Origin of the sequence: Owenweeksia hongkongensis DSM 17368 (assembly GCF_000236705.1) — a bacterium.
Taxonomy (GTDB): Bacteria; Bacteroidota; Bacteroidia; order Flavobacteriales; family Schleiferiaceae; genus Owenweeksia; species Owenweeksia hongkongensis.
This window is the reverse complement of sequence record NC_016599.1, coordinates 1435008-1453495: the sequence shown is the minus strand read 5'-3', so window position 1 is coordinate 1453495 and position 18488 is coordinate 1435008. Positions and strand designations below refer to the sequence as shown.

The following is an 18488-nucleotide window of genomic DNA, read 5'->3' as shown; positions in this document are numbered from 1 at the left end:
TTTATAATGGGTGGAAGATGGGGCTCGAACCCACGACCCTCGGTACCACAAACCGATGCTCTAACCAACTGAGCTACAACCACCATTTTAATAATCGTTCGAGGAATCCCTCAAACGGGGCGCAAATATATAAATTATTGTTACTTCCAAAATAATTTATTTGCCTTTTTCATGGCCTCGATCAGAAATTTGTCTCATCAATTTTCTTTGGAACTCTCTTTCAGCATCATACAATAAAGCCACTTTTTTTATTGGTAGTATTTCAGTGAATTTCTTGAAGTATTTTTCACGATGCTCCACCAAAAGCTTCTGTTTTTCCATTTCATTGGTGAGCATTTCGCGGACTTCTTTGTCACTCATTTTATTTAGCTCTTCATCACTCAAGTGGTGCGGAGGTTTGCCATTGGGTTCAACACGGTGAATTATTTTTTCAAATTCTTCACGGTACTGATTGTAAACCGGCCAAAAGACTTGAGCTTCCTCAGGAGTGAGGTTTATTTTTTCCGTTATATAAGCAATGCGCATAGATTCAATTTTTTCGCGCATTTCTTCACTGGGCTTTTCACGTTGTGCCATCAGGCTGCCACTAAAAAGCAAGAGTGCGAGGGTGATTCTAATAATATTCATAATGTAGTGTTTGATCAAAATTGTTATCTAAAAATTCTTCCATGGCTTGGTCTGTAAATTGCCAACCGTCTTCTACCGCAAGTTCTTCCCCTTCCAGCTCATACAGTAATGCCTCTTCAGTAAATCCATAATTGTACTCGCTCATCACATAGTCTTCCACATATTCAGGAGTAAGCTCAGTAGGCTTTCCTTCTGGGAAAAGAAAAATAGCAAGTATTAATGCAGCAGCTACAGCGGCAGAGATCCAGGACAGTTGACGAACGGAGGAGGTTCGCTTAATTTTCTCATCAGCTATAGCAAACAGATCATTTTGCTTTTGAGCAAAATATCCCTCTGGCACCTTGTAAGAGCTGTCCTTTTTGGAATATGGGTGATTAAATTCGCTCATTGTTATTATTCGTTATTTTCTAAATAGTATTTCACTTTTTGTACCGCATGATGATACGAAGCTTTTAATGCTCCCACTGAGGTTTCAAGCACCTCTGACATTTCTTCGTATTTCATTTCTTCAAAGTACTTTAAATTAAAAACTGCACGTTGCTTATCAGGCAAACCTTGGATAGCCAGATGAAGTTTAGCTTCAGCCGCTTCTCCGTCAAAATAGGCATCCCCGCTAAGGGAGGCTTGGTTCTCAGCATCTACATCATCGCCTACTTTATATAGTCGTTTTTGCTGGCGAATATGGTTCAATGCTTCATTGGTAGCAATTCTATAAAGCCAGGTATAAAGCTTGGAGTCACCACGGTAGGAAGCAATATTGCGCCACACCTTTATGTAGGTATTTTGCAGCACATCATCAGCGTCATCATGGCTGTGCACCATGCGCCTGATATGCCAGTATAATCGCTCGCTATATGCCTTTACTATTTTGTCAAAAGCCTGGTGATGCTTGGCTTTGTCCTGGAGCAAAAGCTGGATTTCGTCTTCCAATGCCGCTTTTTGTGTTTCAGTGTAAATGTAAGATACCTGAAAAAGAAAAAGGTTTAAAGCGAACCTTAAACCTTTTTAATTATTCAAATATGTATGCTGAGTTTATTTTCTGCTCATAGCTTTTTTAGCAGCTTCTACAATATTTTGTGTGCTAAGACCATATTTTATCATAAGGTCTTCAGGTTTTCCACTTTCACCAAATGAATCATTCACAGCAACGTATTCCTGAGGAGTTGGCATCTCACGAGCTAAAAGATTACTCACGCTATCTCCTAAACCACCATTCATTTGATGTTCTTCAGCCGTTACTACACAACCTGTTTTAGCTACAGACTTTAAAATAGCCTCATCATCCAAAGGCTTAATAGTATGAATGTTAATGATCTCAGCGCTGATGTTTTGTTCTGCCAAAGCTTCACCAGCCTCGATAGCTTTCCATACCAAATGACCGGTGGCGATGATAGTTACATCAGTACCTTCATTAAGCATTACAGCTTTACCGATTTCAAATTTTTGATCTTCTGGAGTGAAATTTGCCACCTTAGGACGGCCAAAGCGTAAGTACACAGGGCCGTGGTGTTCAGCAATAGCAATGGTTGCAGCCTTTGTTTGATTATAATCGCAAGGGTTGATTACGGTCATGCCCGGAAGCATTTTCATCAAACCGATGTCTTCCAAAATTTGGTGAGTTGCACCATCTTCACCCAAAGTAAGGCCTGCGTGAGAAGCACATATTTTTACGTTCTTATCAGAGTAAGCAATAGATTGGCGAATTTGATCGTAAACACGTCCTGTAGAAAAGTTTGCGAAAGTTCCTGTAAAAGGAATTTTTCCACCTACAGTCATACCTGCTGCAATACCCATCATATTGGCTTCGGCAATACCTACTTGAAAAAAGCGGTCAGGATGTGCTTTTTTGAAGTCACCCATTTTTAATGAACCCGTAAGGTCGGCACATAGGGCCACTACATTTTCATTAGTTTTTCCCAGTTCTGAAAGTCCTGCTCCAAATCCTGAACGTGTGTCTTTTGATCCTTGATCGGTGTATTTTTTCATGGCTAATTAAGTTTTACTATTGTGGTGCTTCCCGAGCTTATTGTAAATGTACGTGTAACTGAATATTCGCTTTTGCGTGATGATTTTGAACGAAATACCACCTTATAATTTCCAGGCTGCAAATTTAAGCTTTGTCTTGCGGTATTTTCATCTAAATCGGTCACCCATTCCATTGTATTTCCATTTTCTACCAAAATAGAACCGTAGCCGGGAGCAGAGCTGCTAAAGTTTACTTTTCCAGGAGGGGGAATGGCAATGGTTGTCGTTTTTCCGGCTTCTATTTTTTGATTAGGCATTACATACCTTGGTAGGGTAAGTAGTTCCAAGTCATAATAACCGGTAATGTATCGTTGAGTTGTATTAAAGTCTTGAACGTGAAGTATTGCCTTAGAGTTATGTTCGCGGACAATACATTTTAAGTCACCAGAACTTCTACTGGTAACTTTTAACTCTAACCCTCCTCGAGGCATTTTTAGTCCAATTTGGTTATGCTTACCAGGGGCAATATTGATGTGTTCTTCTGTTTGTTCAGGAATGCTGTGTACCACCATTTTATAACGAACCAAGGGATCTAAATGTATGGTATCGGGGTTTCCTTTAAAGTTGAGTGTGTGTACCAACTGCTTTTTTATTTGACCACTTACTTCGTCATAAAAGGTAATGGCAACATCAGTTTCTGAGGGTAAATCATATTGATCTAAAAGGTTGATTTGGGCAGAAGTATTATCCAAAGCTTGAGAGATTACAACACCCAATACATTTTTGAAAGTCTCTTCATCAGCCGCATCATAGTAATTTCCTACACAATCAAAAGTTTGCTTAAACTCTTTGTCCAGCCCAATACCAATAACAAAAGGTTTAAGAATGATCCCTTTTTTCTGCAATGCCAACGAAGCTGCACAAGGGTCTTCATCGCAAGCTTCTACGCCATCGGTAATAAGAATAATTATGTTTCTGCAATTATCACAGGGAGGAAAGTCAGACGCTGAACGTAATAAAGAACGTGCGATTGGAGTGGTCCCTTTTGGCGAAAGCCCTCTTAACACACGTTTTATACTAGCAAAGTTATTGTACTTAAACGGTACTTCAAGCCGAGTGTCATTGCAATCTTGTGGAGGTACAGGTTTTTGATGACCGTATACGCGCAAGGCGAGCTGAAAGCTTTCGCTTTGCAGACTTTGCAGGCTGTCCAGCATTTGATTCATCAATCTTTGAGCAATGTCTATTTTGGTGCCACTTTGCCAGCGGGCATACATACTCTGCGAACCGTCAAATACAAACAAAATGCGTGTTACTTCTTGCTCTTGCTTTTGGGTTTGACCCGAAACAAGTGTGCTGAAGCAAAGGCTTATAAATAAAGCTATGTGGAAATATCTACGCAAAGAAATGTCTTAGTAGTCTCCTAGGGTTTCTTCAAGCTGACCCAAGGCTGCTGCCAACTGATCATCACTTGGAGCAATACCGTGCCACTCATGAGTTCCTTGCATAAAATCTACTCCGTAACCCATTTCGGTGTGCATTACCACACATACAGGTTTTCCTTTTCCGGTAAGGGATTTGGCGTGCTTCAATCCGTCCACTACAGACGTCATATCATTACCTTTTTCAATGGTCATTACTTCCCATCCAAAAGCTTTGAATTTGTCAGCAATGCTACCCATAGATAATACGTCATCCGTGCTGCCGTCAATCTGCTGACCGTTAGCATCAATAGTGCAGATAAGGTTATCAACTTTGTTGGCTGGTGCATAAAGTGCAGCTTCCCAAATTTGTCCTTCCTGCAATTCACCATCCCCGTGAAGGGTATATACGGTAGTGTCTTCACCGTTCATCTTTTTGGTAAGGGCAGCTCCTATGGCTACTGACATTCCTTGGCCTAATGAACCAGAGGCGATACGAACACCTTCCAAACCTTCGTGGGTAGTAGGGTGACCTTGTAGACGGCTGTTTATTTTACGGAAAGTATTAAGCTCATCAACATCAAAATATCCGCTGCGGCTCAATACGCTATAAAACACAGGGCTAATGTGGCCATTAGAAAGGAAGAATACATCTTCTCCTTTAGCATCCATGTCAAAAGACTTGGCGTTGTGCTTTAGAATATCAAAATAAAGGGCGGTAAGAAATTCGGTACAACCTAAAGACCCACCTGGGTGGCCTGATTGTACAGCGTGTACCATTCTTACAATGTCTCTTCTTACTTGTGAAGCGATTTTTTCTAATTCCTGAATATCAGCCATCGTTATTGTTTTGAGTTTGCAAAAGTAGGCTATCTAAAAAGTGTGGAAAAATGAATGTTGATAAAAATTAAAAAGGAAGTGCGGGCAGGGAGTTTGGGGCAGGGAGTTTGAAAAAATAAGCCATTTTTGTGGCCTGCAAAATTTTGATTGCTTTCGTATGAGAAAGATTGTTTTTCTATCGGTTATTATTTTAGTTCAAGGTGCTTGTCAGCAGAGTGCAACCTCGCTGGTAGCTGTAAGTAGCAATCTGGATAGTTACGCTAACACAAGATTACATTGGGGAGACCCGGTATCTATTGAAATGGAAACTACTAATCACGATTCTATTCAGCTACAGCTAAATGGAAAAAAGGTAGCTGCAAGCAATGTGACACTTGGCAAAGAGAATAGTGTTCTAGGAAAAAACACGCTTAAGCTTACTGTTTTTACAGGGGCGGAAAATACTGTGCGAGAAGTGTCACTATTGATCGTGTCAAGCCAAAAACCACAACGCAAGAGCTATTCTATTATTAACACCTATAAGCATGATGCCAGTTATTTTACAGAAGGCTTTTACTATGAGGATGGGATGTTATATGAAGGAACTGGCTTGAATGGCAAAAGTAAATTGGTTACCTATAATTTGGCTTCGGCCAAAATTGAAAACTCCATGGATTTGGATGCTCAGTTTTTTGGTGAGGGCATAGCCGTGGTGGGTGATAGTATTTTTCAGCTGACGTATAAAGCTCAGAAAGCATTTATATATAATAGAACCACTTTTGAAAAAGTGGGTGAGTTTAATGTTCCATTTTCGGCTGAAGGTTGGGGCCTTTGTTATGACGGTAAAAGCCTGATTATGTCCAATGGTTCGCACTTCGTATACTATATCAATCCAAAAGATTTTACTTATACAGGTAGCCTGCAGGTGGTAGATGACAAAGGTATACACGGTAAGCTAAATGAACTAGAATATCACAATGGAAAGATATATGCCAATGTTTGGTATGAAAAGGAAATCGTGGTAATCAACTCTCAGACTGGTGCGGTAGAAGAAGTGATTTCATTGGACAATATTCCTTCAAAAAATTTCCAGCAGGGTGTAGCCAATGGCATTGCCATAATAGATGGAAACCTTTTGATTACTGGAAAAAACTGGACGGAGACCTATGAGTTGCAAGTCAACGATTTGTAGGATTAAAGCTGTCAATTGGTAATTGGGCCTTCGCAGAGTTTAGGTTTTGTTTGTTAAATGTTTTAACTGATCGCTGTATAATTTTCTCTACCAACCATGGAGAAATTCTATTTACTAATTGCTGGATTTTACCCAAATTGGAAAGGGTGGTAATGAACTTTCTCTTTCTTATACTTTCAAGTATTGTTTTAGCCACGCGTTCCTGAGTTTGTGTTTTAATGTTTTCACGACTGCCCAGTGGTATTAAATGCCCATTTGAATTGATAGTTCTTTTAGCTTTATCATTTTGGGTAAACCCAACATAAATGCAGCCCACATGAATTGTTGGTCAAGTACAGTATTACATTGATTCGGGTTTATTCGAATTCCAGGAGTCTGCGCTTATGATTTGTGACGATCTGGATCGTCTTTTGAACAAGCTGGAAAAGGAGACCTTTGTAGCCAAAAAAACGCACACTATTGGTGGTGAACACTACAGCAGTAGTTTTGAAATGTATCAAAGCGATATTTGCTTGAGCAACAATTCTATACAGGCTTTTGGTGGGGGAGAGGTGTATACTTATGTGAGTTTCAATTCTTTTAATTCACTGATGTCATACGCTCCACCATTTTCAAAAGAATGTAGCCTGTGGATAGAGCAAATACGGGTAAAATCTATTTACTTAGTGATGTTTCGGAAAAGTGGCGTTATCAGTTTTTTCAAAGCTTAAGAGCTAAGATTGAATCTTTGCGAAAAGTTACTTTGGTCGATTAGGCTCTAGAAATAAGCGTGGACTTACTAGAGAGTTGTTTGATGTTTTTTACTCTCTCAATAAACTGTTGAAGTAAGTGATTTACATCTTTTTTATTATTCGAATTTAAGTGTGTTTGGTTTTTATATCTTTCATTGCTAATAATTTAAGTTGTATTGTTTAATAGAGCTAATTTTGAAGTTTAAAAGTAGGTAGCTGTTTGAGTGGCTGAAATTTTATTGTTTTAAGGGAGAACTTAAAATAAAGTGACAAAATGAATCAAGGCAACAGCCAACATAAATTAGATGTGAGTGAAAAGCTACTTATCCTATTGGTGGATGATAATGATGCCTTAAATTTTCTTCATAAGAAATTGTGTGCGATAAACTTACCTGATGCCGAGGTGATTAGTTTTGAAAATGGACGTTTGGCTCTCGATTATTTAAACCGAAATTCAAAGTTTTTAGAAAAGCAAGAAGTACTTATTCTGCTAGATATAAGGATGCCTGTGATGGATGGCTGGAGCTTTCTGAAAGAAATAGAGGGTGGCGGGCTAAGTGCACAACACAGTATAGTAATGCTAACCTCATCAACCAGTAAGTTGGATAGGGAAAAAGCCATGAGTTACCCTTTTGTAATGGGATATTTGGAGAAACCTTTAAGGGGATTTCAGCTTCAGGAGTTGGCTGATGCGTTTAACAAAGTACACCGCAATTAAGAATCACGGGTTTTAATTTCTCTCATTGTAATTCATGAAAAAAATAATTGTAACCACCATATTACTGACCTCTAGTTTGGTTTATGGCTTTCAGTCCATTGAGGAATTAAAAGTGAATATGGGGGCAGCCAAAACTCCAGATGAAAAAGGACAATTGGCCACAAGTATTTCATATTCATACTCTAAAGTGATGCCGGATAGTGGTATTGTGTATGGTGAAAGAGCTCTTCTGTGGGCGGAAGAGACACAGAATACATTCGAAGCAGCCAGAGCTAATTCGGCTATCGGAATCAATTATATGTCGAAGGCAGTTTACCCTTTAGCTTTGGAGTTTCAAACTAAAGCTTTGAAGCAATTTATGGACATGGATAGTCTAAAGCACGCTGCCGGTACAGAGTCTAATATTAGTTTGATTTTTATGAAAAAAGCAAACTATAAACTCGCCATGAAGCATGCAATCAATGCATTAAAAGGGTATGAGAAATTAGGTATTAAGCATAGGCAAGGAGTAGTTTTAGAGAATATTGGAACTTTGTTTTTCAGACAAGGCGAGTTTGAAAAAACTAAAGAGTATTACGATCGCGCGCTAAAACTTTATATTCAGGAAAGTGATTTAGCAGGGATAGCTCGTAACCGTGGAAATATAGGAATGATGCTTTCCAAAATGGGGCAATATGCTGAGTCATCTGAGGCTCAATTTGAGGCCTTGTCTATCAATAGGCGAATGAGAAATCAACAATCGGTAGCCATAAATTTGGCCAATATCGGCATGGTCGAATCAAGAAGAGGTAATTATGAGAAAGCCCTTGTATATTATGATAGTGCTCAGGCAATGAATATAGCTCTCGGTGCCGAGTTCAATGTTATCACCACCCAAGGAAATATTGGAGGTATTTATATGGAAATGTCAAAACGGCCTGATGGTAAATTTGATGCCGTTACTTTGAATAAAGGTATTTCAGCATTGGAGAAAAGTATAGAAAAGTGCCTGGCGCTATCTATAGGTGATCCTGCAATTAATTTCTATAAAGATTTGGGTGAAGCTTATGCTTTAAAAGGAGATTACGAGAAGGCTTTGGAAATATTCAAAGCCCGTGAGATATTAAAAGACTCTATTCATTCAGCAAGTAACAAAATTAGCTTGGAAAGCATGGCTGCAGCTCATGACCTAACTATGATTAATCGTGATTTACAACTAAAAGAACGAGAGCTGAAGATTAAAGATTTGGAACTAAATGAGAGTCAGCAGAGAGTAGTTCTATTTGTTATGGGCTTCATTATTTTGGTGCTTATGGGTTTGGTGTCAATATTTTTATTACGAAAGGCAAGGTTGCGAAATAAGAAACTCAAAGAAATTAATGAACTCTACGCTGGTAGAATTGAGGAACAGCTTGCAAGCTTGAAAAAACATGCCACGGTACTTGACGAAATAACTTATATGCAAGCACATCACGTGCGTGAGCCAGTGGCAACCATTCTAGGAATGGTAGAGCATTTTAATCTAAAAGATCCTCACGACCCAATGAATATTTTTATAATAGAAAACCTGAGTAAGGTTGCTGGAAAATTGGATGTAGCGGTTAGAGAAGTGATCAATAAGAAGGAAGAGGTTTGATGAAAACTTAAATGGCCGATTGTTGAACAGTTCAACAATCGGCCATTTAAGTTTTACTGAACCATTAGTTTCTGTGTAAAGGTTTGCTTTTGCTCATCTTCAATAATCAAGATATACATACCGGGAGCTATTCCACTGAGTTCAATATTATTGTTTCGAACTTCTGGCAGACTAATCTTTTTACCTTGCAGGCTAATTAGATAGGCATTGGAAACTAAGCAACCACTTACGGTACAATAGTGATAGGCCGGATTGGGGTATAATGAAACCGAGGTGTTTCTATTTTCGGCTAAATTTACTCCTGAAGCTGGTTGGCCGTTCGCAGAAATGGTGTCTGTACTGTAATTAATATCACTGAAGTAGCGGATCACATTTGGTCCTGAGCCACCCATCATGATACCAGTTGCGGTATCAGCAAAGTCCATGTCATGAGGTGTTACCATATACTGGCCGCTGGTAAAGTGACTCCAGGTCAATCCTCCATCCAGAGTTTGGAGTATATATCGTCCACCATTTGCAGTGCGGTCACCAGCATAGCCAATCATATTATCTTTAAACTCCATAAATTCAAAATCGTAAAACCTTAGGTCAACAGGTGTTTGTGGAAGTGTTGGTTTAAGGTCAGTCCAGTTTTGACCACCGTCTGTGGTTCTGTATAGTCTTCCATTATATCCAAATATGACTATCTCAGAAGCACTTTTTACTACCATGCCAGCCGTACCATTATTGGCGCTGGTTCCTAAGCTAATTCCATTTGTTACATCTAGCCAAGTTTTACCAGTATCCGTGCTTTTTAATATTTGATTAGACTGCAAAGCATATATATTACTAAAGTCTGTAAACTGAATATCCTTGTTGTCATTAGTGTTTAAGGCCGAATACATACTTTGCCAACTTGCCCCACGGTCACTGCTATAGTACACATAACTGGAGGTAAATGCTAGAAGCCTATTTCCGCTTTTTACCATCTTGGCAATACCGCTTCCAAATCCGGTTTTGGAATATACTGTCCGGCCACTTCCAGTACCGTTTTTCACAAATCGTCTTATCGCGTTTCCATAGGTGTACATCACGGTGTCTTTTGAAATTACCTGCATGTTTGCGAATGTGTTTTCCAAAAGGGTGCCTGTACTATCTTTCATATTATACCAATTCATCCCACCGTCATTTGATAGCATAGCTTGTCTTTTAGCATAAGTTCCGGTTCCCGTGATGGTATAGGCATATAGGTTTTGATTGTCTACAACCTCAATATTTTGATGTGAAAAGGTTCCCACTGGATTAAAATCATCGCTGTTGTCAGTAAAGGTTAGTCCACCATCTGTGCTTATTACGCTATGGAAATAGCGCTGACCCAATATGGTGTTGTTTCCAAGATTAAGAAATGGCGGTTTTAATTGAGTAGCGTAACCTGATGCACTGTAAAGTGGTGTCCAGGTATGTCCTGCATCCGTAGTGCTGAAAAATCCAAACCCTGCAGAACTGATTTTACCTGCAATTGTACCGGTGGTGGCACTGCTAAAGTTCACATAGTTTGGGTGAAAATTATTAGCGGGGTCGGTAAGCATTGTGAAGGTAAGTCCACCATCTGTAGTTTTAAATACGCCATCGGGATTAAGGTCATTGGACGATAGGAAAAAGACCTTAGAGGAAATTATAGAGGCTTCTTTATAGCCATTGTAGTAAAAATTGTTGCTACCCAAAGCAGGGTTGCTTTTCACCAAAGTCCACGACTGGCCAAGGTCCGTGCTTAGAGATATTCCGAATGAGAAACCATTTTGACCGAAAGCAAGAAGGGTGTCACCCTCTACGTGTATGGCCGTTCCGGGAACATGTAGTTCTGTGAAGCTGGCTCCTTTATCAGTACTGATAAAAGCGCGTTTACCTGAGTTAAAAGTGCCATTTATAATTAATGTGTTGGCGTCAATGATTTCCACTGAATGGAATCTTTCAGTCACCGGATTGTTGGCGCTGTCAAGCATAATATTTTGCTTCCAAGTTTGACCAGCATCAGTTGTGGTCAAAAATAATCCTTGATCTGCACAGGTTGCAAAACCGTTATTGGCATCAATAAATTTTACATCATAAATCGAAGATGCATCTCCACGATATACAATCTCCCAATCTTGTCCGCTGTTGGTAGATTTTTTAATAAAACCGGCAGCATCTCCAGTGAATATATGGGTAGAGTTCCCCGGAACTTGCTCGTAAACATTCGCCTGTGCATTGATATGGCGCCAATGGTAAGTTTGGGCTCCAAGTGCAAAACCAATAAAGGTGAAAAGAAGAAATAACCGTGTTTTCATAGCAATAGATTTTGCTGCTAAGGACGTGTGAATATGGAGGGACAACAATACGCTGGATGGCGTATTCGTGATGTCCAAAAAAATAAAACCCCTTTCCGTTTTAGACAAGGGGTTTGAGAATATTGAGGAATGAAAAGGAAAACGCCTGACCTGATGTAATAAGACAATTATAGCTTAAAAGGAACAGAGCTTTCCTTCTTTATCTAAGCTTAAAGAGGAGAGTTGTCAGCTTGTAAAGCATTATATCCCTCCAAGCATAGTGTCAAATATCAACTTTGCAGTAGCAGGATTGGTAGCAAGAGGAACGTTGTGTACATCACAAATTCGCATCAGCATCAAAATGTCTGGCTCGTGTGGATGTTTATCCAAAGGATCACGAAAAAAGAAAACGGCATTTACCTTTTTTTCTGCCACCATGGCTGCAATTTGAGCATCACCACCCAAAGGGCCACTTAGCATTTTTGTGACTTTAAGGCCGGCATTTTCCACATGATTCCCTGTAGTTCCGGTGGCTACGAGTTCCACTTCATCGCGATGAAAGCTGTTGATGTGGTCGCGCATAAAAGTTACCATTTCAGCTTTTTTACCATCATGTGCAATCAGTGCTATTTTCATTTTCAAAGTATTTAATAGTATATGAATTCAAACATTTCAAATACGCTGATAAAGTAGATTAAATTATTAGAGCGTACCATTTTTGAACGTTATTATTTTAAGATATAATGAATGATAGTATAGGTTATGATTTAAAGTTGAACTGTTCAATCACTTTTAATGGAGAAGTTTCATGAAGACCTTTGTAAACCACACTTGCCGCAGTCAAGGTTTTGCGGGCTCCAATACCCACACTCTTGAACCCTCCGTCAATGGCGGCTTTAATTCCTGCATTGGAATCTTCAAACACAACTATCGAGGAAGGGCTGAGGTTTAATTTCTTTCCGCCAAGCTCAAAAACCTGAGGATCGGGCTTCGACTTAGTAGTTTGTGTGCCGTCAATTATTACATCAAAGTAATTTGTCATTTTTACCTGATCCAGAATTTTTCGAGCATTTTGACTTGCAGAGCCTAGGCCTATTTTTAGCTTAAGGTCTTTGGCGGCTTTTAAAAATTCATGAGCACCAGGAAGTGCATCATCACTAATCATGGTAGCTGTCATTTCAAGATACCACTCGTTTTTTTGAACCATTAGATCATTAAACTTCTGAGGTGATAGTTGGGAGTTTCCCCAGTCTAAAATTTGAATAAGAGATGTTTTTCTATTCAGCCCCTTCAGCTCTTCGTATTGTGATTCATTAAGGTCAAAACCTAAAGAATGGGCCACTTTGCGCCAAGCAGCAAAATGAAGCTTTGGTGTATCTACAAGAACTCCATCCAGATCAAATATGAACCCTTTTATCATGCATTGCTTTTATGGCTGTCTATGTGATATTCTAGAAAATACTGAACAAGTCCATCAATGGGCTTTTGTATAACGTTGCCCATGTTGAGCTTTAAATCCTGAACTACTTCTTTTAAAGTTTCATTAAAATGAAAAGCCACCGACCCAATAAAGTGAATAGGTGATTGTGGAGCCTGATCAAAATAAAGTACCTGTGTTTTTAGGAAAGATTCAAAACCCTCATATACCAAATCATGAAAAAAAGGTGACTCCAAATGCTTGCTGGCAAAGGTGGCGAAGCTTGCAATAAAAACATTGGCAAAAGGTTTTTCATAAACCTGCTTCAGGATTTCGCTTCTCGATAGTCCATAGGATTTGTCAAAATCAGCTCTAAATTCCTCAGGCATGGTTTTATACAAAAAGGAGGAGAGAACTTTTTTTCCAATGTAGCTGGCTGAGCCTTCATCACCCAAAATGTAGCCGGTACCAGCAATGCCTTTTGTAATTTGATTTCCATCAAAATAAACAGCGTTGGAGCCAGTTCCCAGAATACAAGTAACTGCAGGTTTACCAGAATAAGAAGCATAGGCAGACGCCATCAAGTCATGATCTACCTGAATAATGGCATTTGGAAAAACGGGGCTGAGTCCATCTTTCACTTTTTGGTTTAACTCAGGAGTGGAGCATCCCGAACCAAAAAAGTATGCTTTAGTTACTTGGGAGCTCAAACTTTTAAGTTCCGCAACATTGCCCAGCTCAGCACTGATAAAAGCGGCATCACAGAACTGAGGATTGAAACCTTTGGTTTTAAACCTAATCAGTTCTGCTCCGTCTTCTTTTAAAATGACGTGATCGCATTTGGTAGAACCACTATCCGCAATGTAAATCATTGTTAAGTATGGTTTTAGGACTCACCCATTCGTACGGCCATATCAGCCAATCGCGATGAGTAGCCTGATTCATTATCATACCAACCTACAATTTTCACCAGCTTTCCATTTACGTTGGTAAGGTCGCTATCTAAAATACAGCTATGCTGATTTCCTACAATGTCAGCCGAAACCAAGGGGGCATCAGAAAATTCTAGGATTCCTTTTAATGAGCCGTTGGCAGCTTCTTTCATCAAGCGATTGATATCTTCAACAGTAGCATTTTTTTCAAGCTCTACAGTAAGATCAGTTACTGAACCCGTAGGCGTGGGCACACGCATGGCAAAGCCATCAAGCTTCCCCTCCAGCTCTGGAATTACCAGAGAGATAGCCTTAGCGGCACCAGTAGAAGTAGGTATAATGCTTAGTGCAGCAGCTCTGGCTCTTCGCAAGTCCGAATGTGGTCCATCCTGTAAATTTTGATCAGCTGTATAAGCATGCGTAGTGGTCATAAATCCTCTTACAATTCCAAAATTGTCATTGAGAACTTTGGACATCGGAGCCAGGCAGTTTGTGGTGCAACTTGCGTTAGAAATTAATAAATCATCAGGACTTAAATTGTCATCATTCACGCCCATTACGATGGTTTTAATGTCATCAGAAGCAGGTGCACTCAAAAGTACTTTTCGAGCACCAGCTTGAAGATGATAGCTCATTTTTTCTTTATTTCTAAAGATACCCGTACACTCCAAAACCACATCTATGTTTAAATCTCCCCAAGGCAATTTTGTTGGATCTTTTTCCGAAAACACTTTTATTTCGTGTGCGCCAACTTTTATGCTATTGGTAGTATGAGTCACATCCTCATTTAGTTTGCCATGTACTGAGTCATATTTCAAAAGGTGTGAAAGAGTTCTGGTGTCTGTAAGGTCGTTTATAGCGACCACTTTTACATTTTCTTTCTTTAGAAGTTGACGAAAGGTTAAGCGTCCAATTCGGCCAAAGCCGTTAATTGCAATTTTAATCATGTATTGTATTATTTAAATAGATAAGATTTTGCTGATGCGAATGAGTTCTTTATTTATTGGAACTTTTCCGTTTATGGCTTCTTCAAAAGAAGTGAAAACAATTTTATTATCAATTAGGCCAGCCATTATTTTGGACTTTCCTGCTAATAATCCTTCAATAGCAGCTACGCCTAATTGGCTAGCCAAAACTCTGTCTAAGCAGGATGGAGACCCTCCTCGCTGAAGATGACCAAGTATGGTGACTTTTGATTCTAAATGCGGAAATTTGTTTTTAACCTGCTCTGCAATTTTAAAAGTATCGCCAAGTTCATTGCCTTCAGCTACTACCACAAGCTTATTGGTTTTTTGATTAGCCTCACTTTTTTCCAGTTCATTGAATAAATCTTCCATAGGGGCATTTTCTTCTGGCAGCACCACATCCAAGGCGCCAGATGCCAGGGCAGACCGTAGGGCAATGAATCCAGAATCTCGACCCATTACTTCTACAAAAAATAATCTATTATGTGATTCGGCTGTATCTCTTATTTTGTCAATGCACTCAACAACAACATTGGTGGCTGTGTCAAAACCAATCGTGTAGTCCGTGCCATAAAGGTCATTGTCAATGGTGCCAGGAATACCAATAATCGGGAGGTCAAATTCTTGGGAAAAAATATGCCCACCAGTAAAGGTGCCATCACCTCCAATTATTACCAAGGCGTCAATGTTTTGTTCTTTTAGGTTTTGGTGTGCTTTTTTACGGCCTTCTTCTGTCCTAAATTCTTCGCTTCGTGATGATTTTAAAACTGTACCTCCACGGTTTAGAATATTTTTTACCGTTCGGGCAGTAAGTTCATGAATATTATTTTCGATAAGACCTTGGTAACCTTCGTAAATTCCAAAGGTCTTGAGCTTGTAAAATGCTCCAGCTCTTACCACAGCACGTATGGCTGCATTCATACCTGGAGAATCGCCACCTGAGGTGAGTACTCCAATGGAGCGTATAGTTTTATTCATAAATAAATGTATTTGCAAATGCGCAAGATAAAACTACTGCGATTGCAAAAAAGAATATAATGGATAGCTATGGTAAGGTATGTTTCACGCTAATGTTCCATCAAAAGCCAAATCAAAGTGAAAAATAAGGGGAGTGATTAACAGTTTTTAAAATATAAAATCCTTTAGTTGACTGATGCACAATTGATTTTTTACTTACTTTTAAAAACCAACCAAACCTTACCATCTTGAAGTTTATTCTATCTATATTCTATAGACTCGTTTCAGCTCATTGTTTGACGTTGTATCTTTTTTTGTTCAGCTTGTGCTCCTTTGGAGGGTTTGTGGTAGAAAATGATCATCAAGATTCTATTGGTTTTATAAAAAAGATCGAAGAAAAGCTAGTTCACAATGATTCCTTGAAGCGTGCTCAGCATTTTGTCCATGAAGAGCATAAGCAAACAAAGGGTGATAAAAATTATCTCTACACCGTAAAGGAGAGCGACTCCCTAACTCTAGCAAAACCCGTTAAGTTGCACACAAGCATGCATTTAGCCTATGAGGTATTAGGTTGGTACCCCTATTGGGAGAAAAACTTTTATGAAAATATGAGTTTTTCAATGCTAAGTACAGCTGCCTATTTTGCATACGAGCTCAATCCCAAAACGGGCGCTGCAATTTCTTTACACGACTGGAAAACCACGGCCATGATAGATTCGGCCAAACATTCTGGAAACAGTGTTTTGTTAACGGTTACTAATTTTGGAAAAAAGAATAACAAGGATTTTCTTTCAAATAGTAGAGCGCAGGCTGAGCTGATTTCTAATGTATTGGAACTATTAAAACTGAGAGGAGCTAATGGCATATGTATAGATTTTGAAGGTATAGCTAAGTCAGAGAAAGATGCTTATTCGAGCTTTATAACAAAACTTAGCACCAAGCTAAAATCTGCAAATAAGGAGTATCAGGTTTATATTACCATGCCTTGTGTAGATTGGGCAAAGAGTTTGGACTTTTCAGCCCTCAATTCAGTAGTTGATCGCTTCATTATGATGGGGTATTCATATTATGGGAGTTTTAGCAAAGTAGCAGGGCCCGTGGCTCCCAATGAAAGCGGTGAAATTTGGGAACCTTACAATCTGTCAAATTCTATTGATACCTATATTAAAGATGGCGTGCCTGCAAACAAACTTATTCTGGCTTTGGGATATTTTGGAGCTGTTTGGGAAACTTCTTCGGATGAGAAAGCTGCGAAAGCAAAATCTTTTGTGGGACACCGAACGTATGACTACATAAGAACTAAAATAAAGTCGCCATCAAAATATGATGAAGTGAGCCAAACGGTGTGGCAGAGCTATGTGACTGCTGATGGTAAATCAGACGTATACCGGCAGTGTTGGTATGACAATGATTCTACCCTTGGGTTGAAAATTGATTTGATAAAAAAGAAGGGACTTGCTGGAATGGGGATCTGGGCCTTAGGTTATGATAAGGGATATTCAGAGATGTGGAACATGATTGCTGATAGGATGACGGCTGAAGGTAGTGCTCCAAAGGATTCTTTAGAGACAGGGCAAGTAGAAAAAAGCGATTCGGAGAGCGAAAAGGAATTAAGCATTTGGGACAAACTTGGTCAAGTCGAAGCTTCTTTTGCGGGTTTGGTAAAGTATAAAGTTACCCTTGCTGTACTATTGTTTTTTGTGATTTTATTTGGTGGAAGTGGAGTGATCATCGCCATGTTTGCGCCATCGAATCGTGATTTTTTTTTCGGAAGTACAGGACGGATCTTATTGTTTTCAGCTGTCTTTTTATTTGTGTCTTTAGTTCTCTTAAGGCTTATTGGCTTTTTGGCGGATGTGCAAGTAGCGGTGGTAGTGGGGTTTATTTCTGGGGTTATTGCATTGATTTTGTTTAATAAAATATTCGTGAGAGTTAATGAAAGTAAACCGTAATCGAATATGAAGAATAGCAAACAAGATGAAAGTCCGTCTAAGGCAGGTGTCGCCAAAGCAGCAGGTGTCATTGTAAAGTTTGTGGCCAAAGAATTTTTGTGGGTTTTAGTTATCCTTTTAGTTGGGATACCACTGGCATTTGTGTTTGTATATGTGATTGAAGCATACTCCAGTCATGGCATAAAAGCAGAATTGAATGGTTTATCGGATAAGCTGCCGCTAATTTTTATTGCCTATGTATACAGTGTTCTGGGGGTGTATTTTACGAGAATGGTTGTTTCAGCTATTAATACAATGATAAAGGGATAACTCAAAAAAATATGATACACTCAGCAATTCAATTTATTGTAAATTTTCTAAACAAAGAAATTCAGTTTGCTCACGATGTGGGTAGTGAAATAGTGGTTGCAGGAGGCGTTATGAATACTGATGGCTCTGTTTCTGTAGGTTTTGATAATAAGATGGTTTTGACACTTGTGAATCTAGAACAGGAAAAAGTAATGAAAAACACTGGTGATCTCAATGCCGTGGGAAAGGGTTTTGGAAAGTCATCGCCTCCAATTTACTTGAACATGTATTTGTTGGTTTCGGCAAATTTTGATTCTGCAAACTATATGGAAGCTTTAAAAATGCTTTCTACAGTAATTAGTGTTTTTCAGGTTAACAGCTTTTTTTCTAATCGAACTCACCCCGATTTGGATGCAAAGTTAGGGAAGTTGACTTTTGAAATAGTGAACCTTTCTACTAGTGAGCTGAGTCATGTTTGGAGTGGAATGGGAGCTAAATACTTGCCTTCTATTTTATATAAAGTTAGGATGATAACTTTTAATTCAGATCAGGTTGATAAAGAGATTCCAAAAATTAGTGGATTGGGTGGTGATGTGAGTTAAGG

The 18488-nt window shown here is 39.1% G+C and carries 19 protein-coding genes and 1 tRNA gene; 7 read left to right on the top strand and 13 right to left on the bottom strand.

What is annotated here, in order from left to right; genetic code table 11:
- Window positions 1-8: 8 nt before the first annotated feature.
- From OWEHO_RS06635 to OWEHO_RS06605, 7 genes are all read right to left on the bottom strand, one after another.
- Window positions 9-84: transfer RNA gene (locus OWEHO_RS06635), tRNA-His, on the bottom strand.
- 72 nt (window positions 85-156) lie between these two features.
- Window positions 157-627, bottom strand: coding sequence for a hypothetical protein (locus tag OWEHO_RS06630; protein ID WP_014201699.1), 471 nt, complete (start codon window positions 625-627; stop codon window positions 157-159).
- Entirely contained in the window at window positions 614-1015 is a 402-nt protein-coding gene (locus OWEHO_RS06625; protein WP_014201698.1) for a hypothetical protein, read from the bottom strand. The genes OWEHO_RS06630 and OWEHO_RS06625 overlap by 14 nt, the downstream gene beginning before the upstream one ends.
- 5 nt (window positions 1016-1020) lie before the next feature.
- Window positions 1021-1557 (bottom strand): RNA polymerase sigma factor, encoded by a 537-nt coding sequence (locus OWEHO_RS06620; RefSeq protein WP_014201697.1) that lies wholly within the window; start codon window positions 1555-1557, stop codon window positions 1021-1023.
- Between the two features lie 102 nt (window positions 1558-1659).
- Window positions 1660-2613: a transketolase family protein gene (locus OWEHO_RS06615; protein WP_014201696.1), complete on the bottom strand. Its 954-nt coding sequence runs from the start codon at window positions 2611-2613 to the stop codon at window positions 1660-1662.
- Between the two features lie 2 nt (window positions 2614-2615).
- Window positions 2616-3995, bottom strand: a complete 1380-nt coding sequence (locus OWEHO_RS06610) for a vWA domain-containing protein (RefSeq protein WP_014201695.1) — start codon at window positions 3993-3995, stop codon at window positions 2616-2618.
- 9 nt (window positions 3996-4004) lie between these two features.
- Window positions 4005-4853 carry a transketolase gene (locus OWEHO_RS06605; protein ID WP_014201694.1) on the bottom strand — a complete coding sequence of 283 codons (849 nt, stop codon included), beginning with the start codon at window positions 4851-4853 and terminating at the stop codon, window positions 4005-4007.
- 157 nt (window positions 4854-5010) lie between these two features.
- Between OWEHO_RS06605 and OWEHO_RS06600 the strand changes: the two genes are divergently transcribed.
- The 4 genes from OWEHO_RS06600 (at window position 5011) to OWEHO_RS06580 (ending at window position 9088) form a co-directional block, all read left to right on the top strand.
- Window positions 5011-6024 (top strand): glutaminyl-peptide cyclotransferase, encoded by a 1014-nt coding sequence (locus OWEHO_RS06600; RefSeq protein WP_014201693.1) that lies wholly within the window; start codon window positions 5011-5013, stop codon window positions 6022-6024.
- A 383-nt stretch (window positions 6025-6407) separates the two neighbouring features.
- Complete coding sequence (locus OWEHO_RS06590) at window positions 6408-6734, top strand: hypothetical protein (protein ID WP_014201692.1); 327 nt, start codon at window positions 6408-6410, stop codon at window positions 6732-6734.
- A 295-nt stretch (window positions 6735-7029) separates the two neighbouring features.
- Window positions 7030-7473, top strand: a complete 444-nt coding sequence (locus OWEHO_RS06585) for a response regulator (protein ID WP_014201691.1) — start codon at window positions 7030-7032, stop codon at window positions 7471-7473.
- Window positions 7474-7507: 34 nt separating this feature from the next.
- Complete coding sequence (locus tag OWEHO_RS06580; RefSeq protein ID WP_014201690.1) at window positions 7508-9088, top strand: tetratricopeptide repeat protein; 1581 nt, start codon at window positions 7508-7510, stop codon at window positions 9086-9088.
- Between the two features lie 53 nt (window positions 9089-9141).
- On the opposite strand, the gene OWEHO_RS06575 is transcribed toward OWEHO_RS06580, so the two are convergent.
- The 6 genes from OWEHO_RS06575 to pfkA form a co-directional block, all read right to left on the bottom strand.
- Window positions 9142-11394, bottom strand: a complete 2253-nt coding sequence (locus OWEHO_RS06575; protein ID WP_014201689.1) for a YCF48-related protein — start codon at window positions 11392-11394, stop codon at window positions 9142-9144.
- 240 nt (window positions 11395-11634) lie between these two features.
- Window positions 11635-12009: a methylglyoxal synthase gene (locus OWEHO_RS06570; protein ID WP_014201688.1), complete on the bottom strand. Its 375-nt coding sequence runs from the start codon at window positions 12007-12009 to the stop codon at window positions 11635-11637.
- Window positions 12010-12133: 124 nt separating this feature from the next.
- Window positions 12134-12793 carry a beta-phosphoglucomutase gene (gene pgmB / locus OWEHO_RS06565; protein ID WP_014201687.1) on the bottom strand — a complete coding sequence of 220 codons (660 nt, stop codon included), beginning with the start codon at window positions 12791-12793 and terminating at the stop codon, window positions 12134-12136.
- Window positions 12790-13662, bottom strand: a complete 873-nt coding sequence (locus tag OWEHO_RS06560) for a BadF/BadG/BcrA/BcrD ATPase family protein (RefSeq protein ID WP_014201686.1) — start codon at window positions 13660-13662, stop codon at window positions 12790-12792. The genes pgmB and OWEHO_RS06560 overlap by 4 nt, the downstream gene beginning before the upstream one ends.
- 14 nt (window positions 13663-13676) lie before the next feature.
- A complete protein-coding gene (gene gap / locus OWEHO_RS06555) occupies window positions 13677-14669 on the bottom strand; it encodes a type I glyceraldehyde-3-phosphate dehydrogenase (RefSeq protein ID WP_014201685.1) in 993 nt (330 codons plus the stop codon).
- Window positions 14670-14681: 12 nt separating this feature from the next.
- Window positions 14682-15665, bottom strand: coding sequence for a 6-phosphofructokinase (pfkA, locus tag OWEHO_RS06550; RefSeq protein ID WP_014201684.1), 984 nt, complete (start codon window positions 15663-15665; stop codon window positions 14682-14684).
- Between the two features lie 302 nt (window positions 15666-15967).
- Here pfkA and OWEHO_RS06545 point away from each other — a divergent pair, with 302 nt between their 5' ends.
- Genes OWEHO_RS06545 through OWEHO_RS06535 form a run of 3 tightly spaced genes read left to right on the top strand, consistent with a single transcriptional unit; the run spans window position 15968 to window position 18486 of the window.
- Window positions 15968-17596, top strand: a complete 1629-nt coding sequence (locus OWEHO_RS06545) for a glycosyl hydrolase family 18 protein (RefSeq protein WP_041627473.1) — start codon at window positions 15968-15970, stop codon at window positions 17594-17596.
- A gap of 6 nt (window positions 17597-17602) precedes the next feature.
- Window positions 17603-17905, top strand: a complete 303-nt coding sequence (locus OWEHO_RS06540; protein WP_014201682.1) for a hypothetical protein — start codon at window positions 17603-17605, stop codon at window positions 17903-17905.
- A gap of 11 nt (window positions 17906-17916) precedes the next feature.
- The gene (locus tag OWEHO_RS06535; RefSeq protein WP_014201681.1) at window positions 17917-18486 is read left to right on the top strand and encodes a DUF4255 domain-containing protein; all 570 of its coding nucleotides are present in this window, start codon (window positions 17917-17919) and stop codon (window positions 18484-18486) included.
- Window positions 18487-18488: the final 2 nt, after the last annotated feature.

Coding starts and splice junctions, on each gene's coding strand:
- OWEHO_RS06630 (WP_014201699.1), bottom strand. CDS start 627: ATGAATATTATTAGAATCACCCTCGCACTCTTGCTTTTTAGTGGCAGC.
- OWEHO_RS06625 (WP_014201698.1), bottom strand. CDS start 1,015: ATGAGCGAATTTAATCACCCATATTCCAAAAAGGACAGCTCTTACAAG.
- OWEHO_RS06615 (WP_014201696.1), bottom strand. CDS start 2,613: ATGAAAAAATACACCGATCAAGGATCAAAAGACACACGTTCAGGATTT.
- OWEHO_RS06605 (WP_014201694.1), bottom strand. CDS start 4,853: ATGGCTGATATTCAGGAATTAGAAAAAATCGCTTCACAAGTAAGAAGA.
- OWEHO_RS06600 (WP_014201693.1), top strand. CDS start 5,011: ATGAGAAAGATTGTTTTTCTATCGGTTATTATTTTAGTTCAAGGTGCT.
- OWEHO_RS06590 (WP_014201692.1), top strand. CDS start 6,408: ATGATTTGTGACGATCTGGATCGTCTTTTGAACAAGCTGGAAAAGGAG.
- OWEHO_RS06585 (WP_014201691.1), top strand. CDS start 7,030: ATGAATCAAGGCAACAGCCAACATAAATTAGATGTGAGTGAAAAGCTA.
- OWEHO_RS06580 (WP_014201690.1), top strand. CDS start 7,508: ATGAAAAAAATAATTGTAACCACCATATTACTGACCTCTAGTTTGGTT.
- OWEHO_RS06575 (WP_014201689.1), bottom strand. CDS start 11,394: ATGAAAACACGGTTATTTCTTCTTTTCACCTTTATTGGTTTTGCACTT.
- OWEHO_RS06570 (WP_014201688.1), bottom strand. CDS start 12,009: ATGAAAATAGCACTGATTGCACATGATGGTAAAAAAGCTGAAATGGTA.
- pgmB (WP_014201687.1), bottom strand. CDS start 12,793: ATGATAAAAGGGTTCATATTTGATCTGGATGGAGTTCTTGTAGATACA.
- OWEHO_RS06560 (WP_014201686.1), bottom strand. CDS start 13,662: ATGATTTACATTGCGGATAGTGGTTCTACCAAATGCGATCACGTCATT.
- gap (WP_014201685.1), bottom strand. CDS start 14,669: ATGATTAAAATTGCAATTAACGGCTTTGGCCGAATTGGACGCTTAACC.
- pfkA (WP_014201684.1), bottom strand. CDS start 15,665: ATGAATAAAACTATACGCTCCATTGGAGTACTCACCTCAGGTGGCGAT.
- OWEHO_RS06540 (WP_014201682.1), top strand. CDS start 17,603: ATGAAGAATAGCAAACAAGATGAAAGTCCGTCTAAGGCAGGTGTCGCC.
- OWEHO_RS06535 (WP_014201681.1), top strand. CDS start 17,917: ATGATACACTCAGCAATTCAATTTATTGTAAATTTTCTAAACAAAGAA.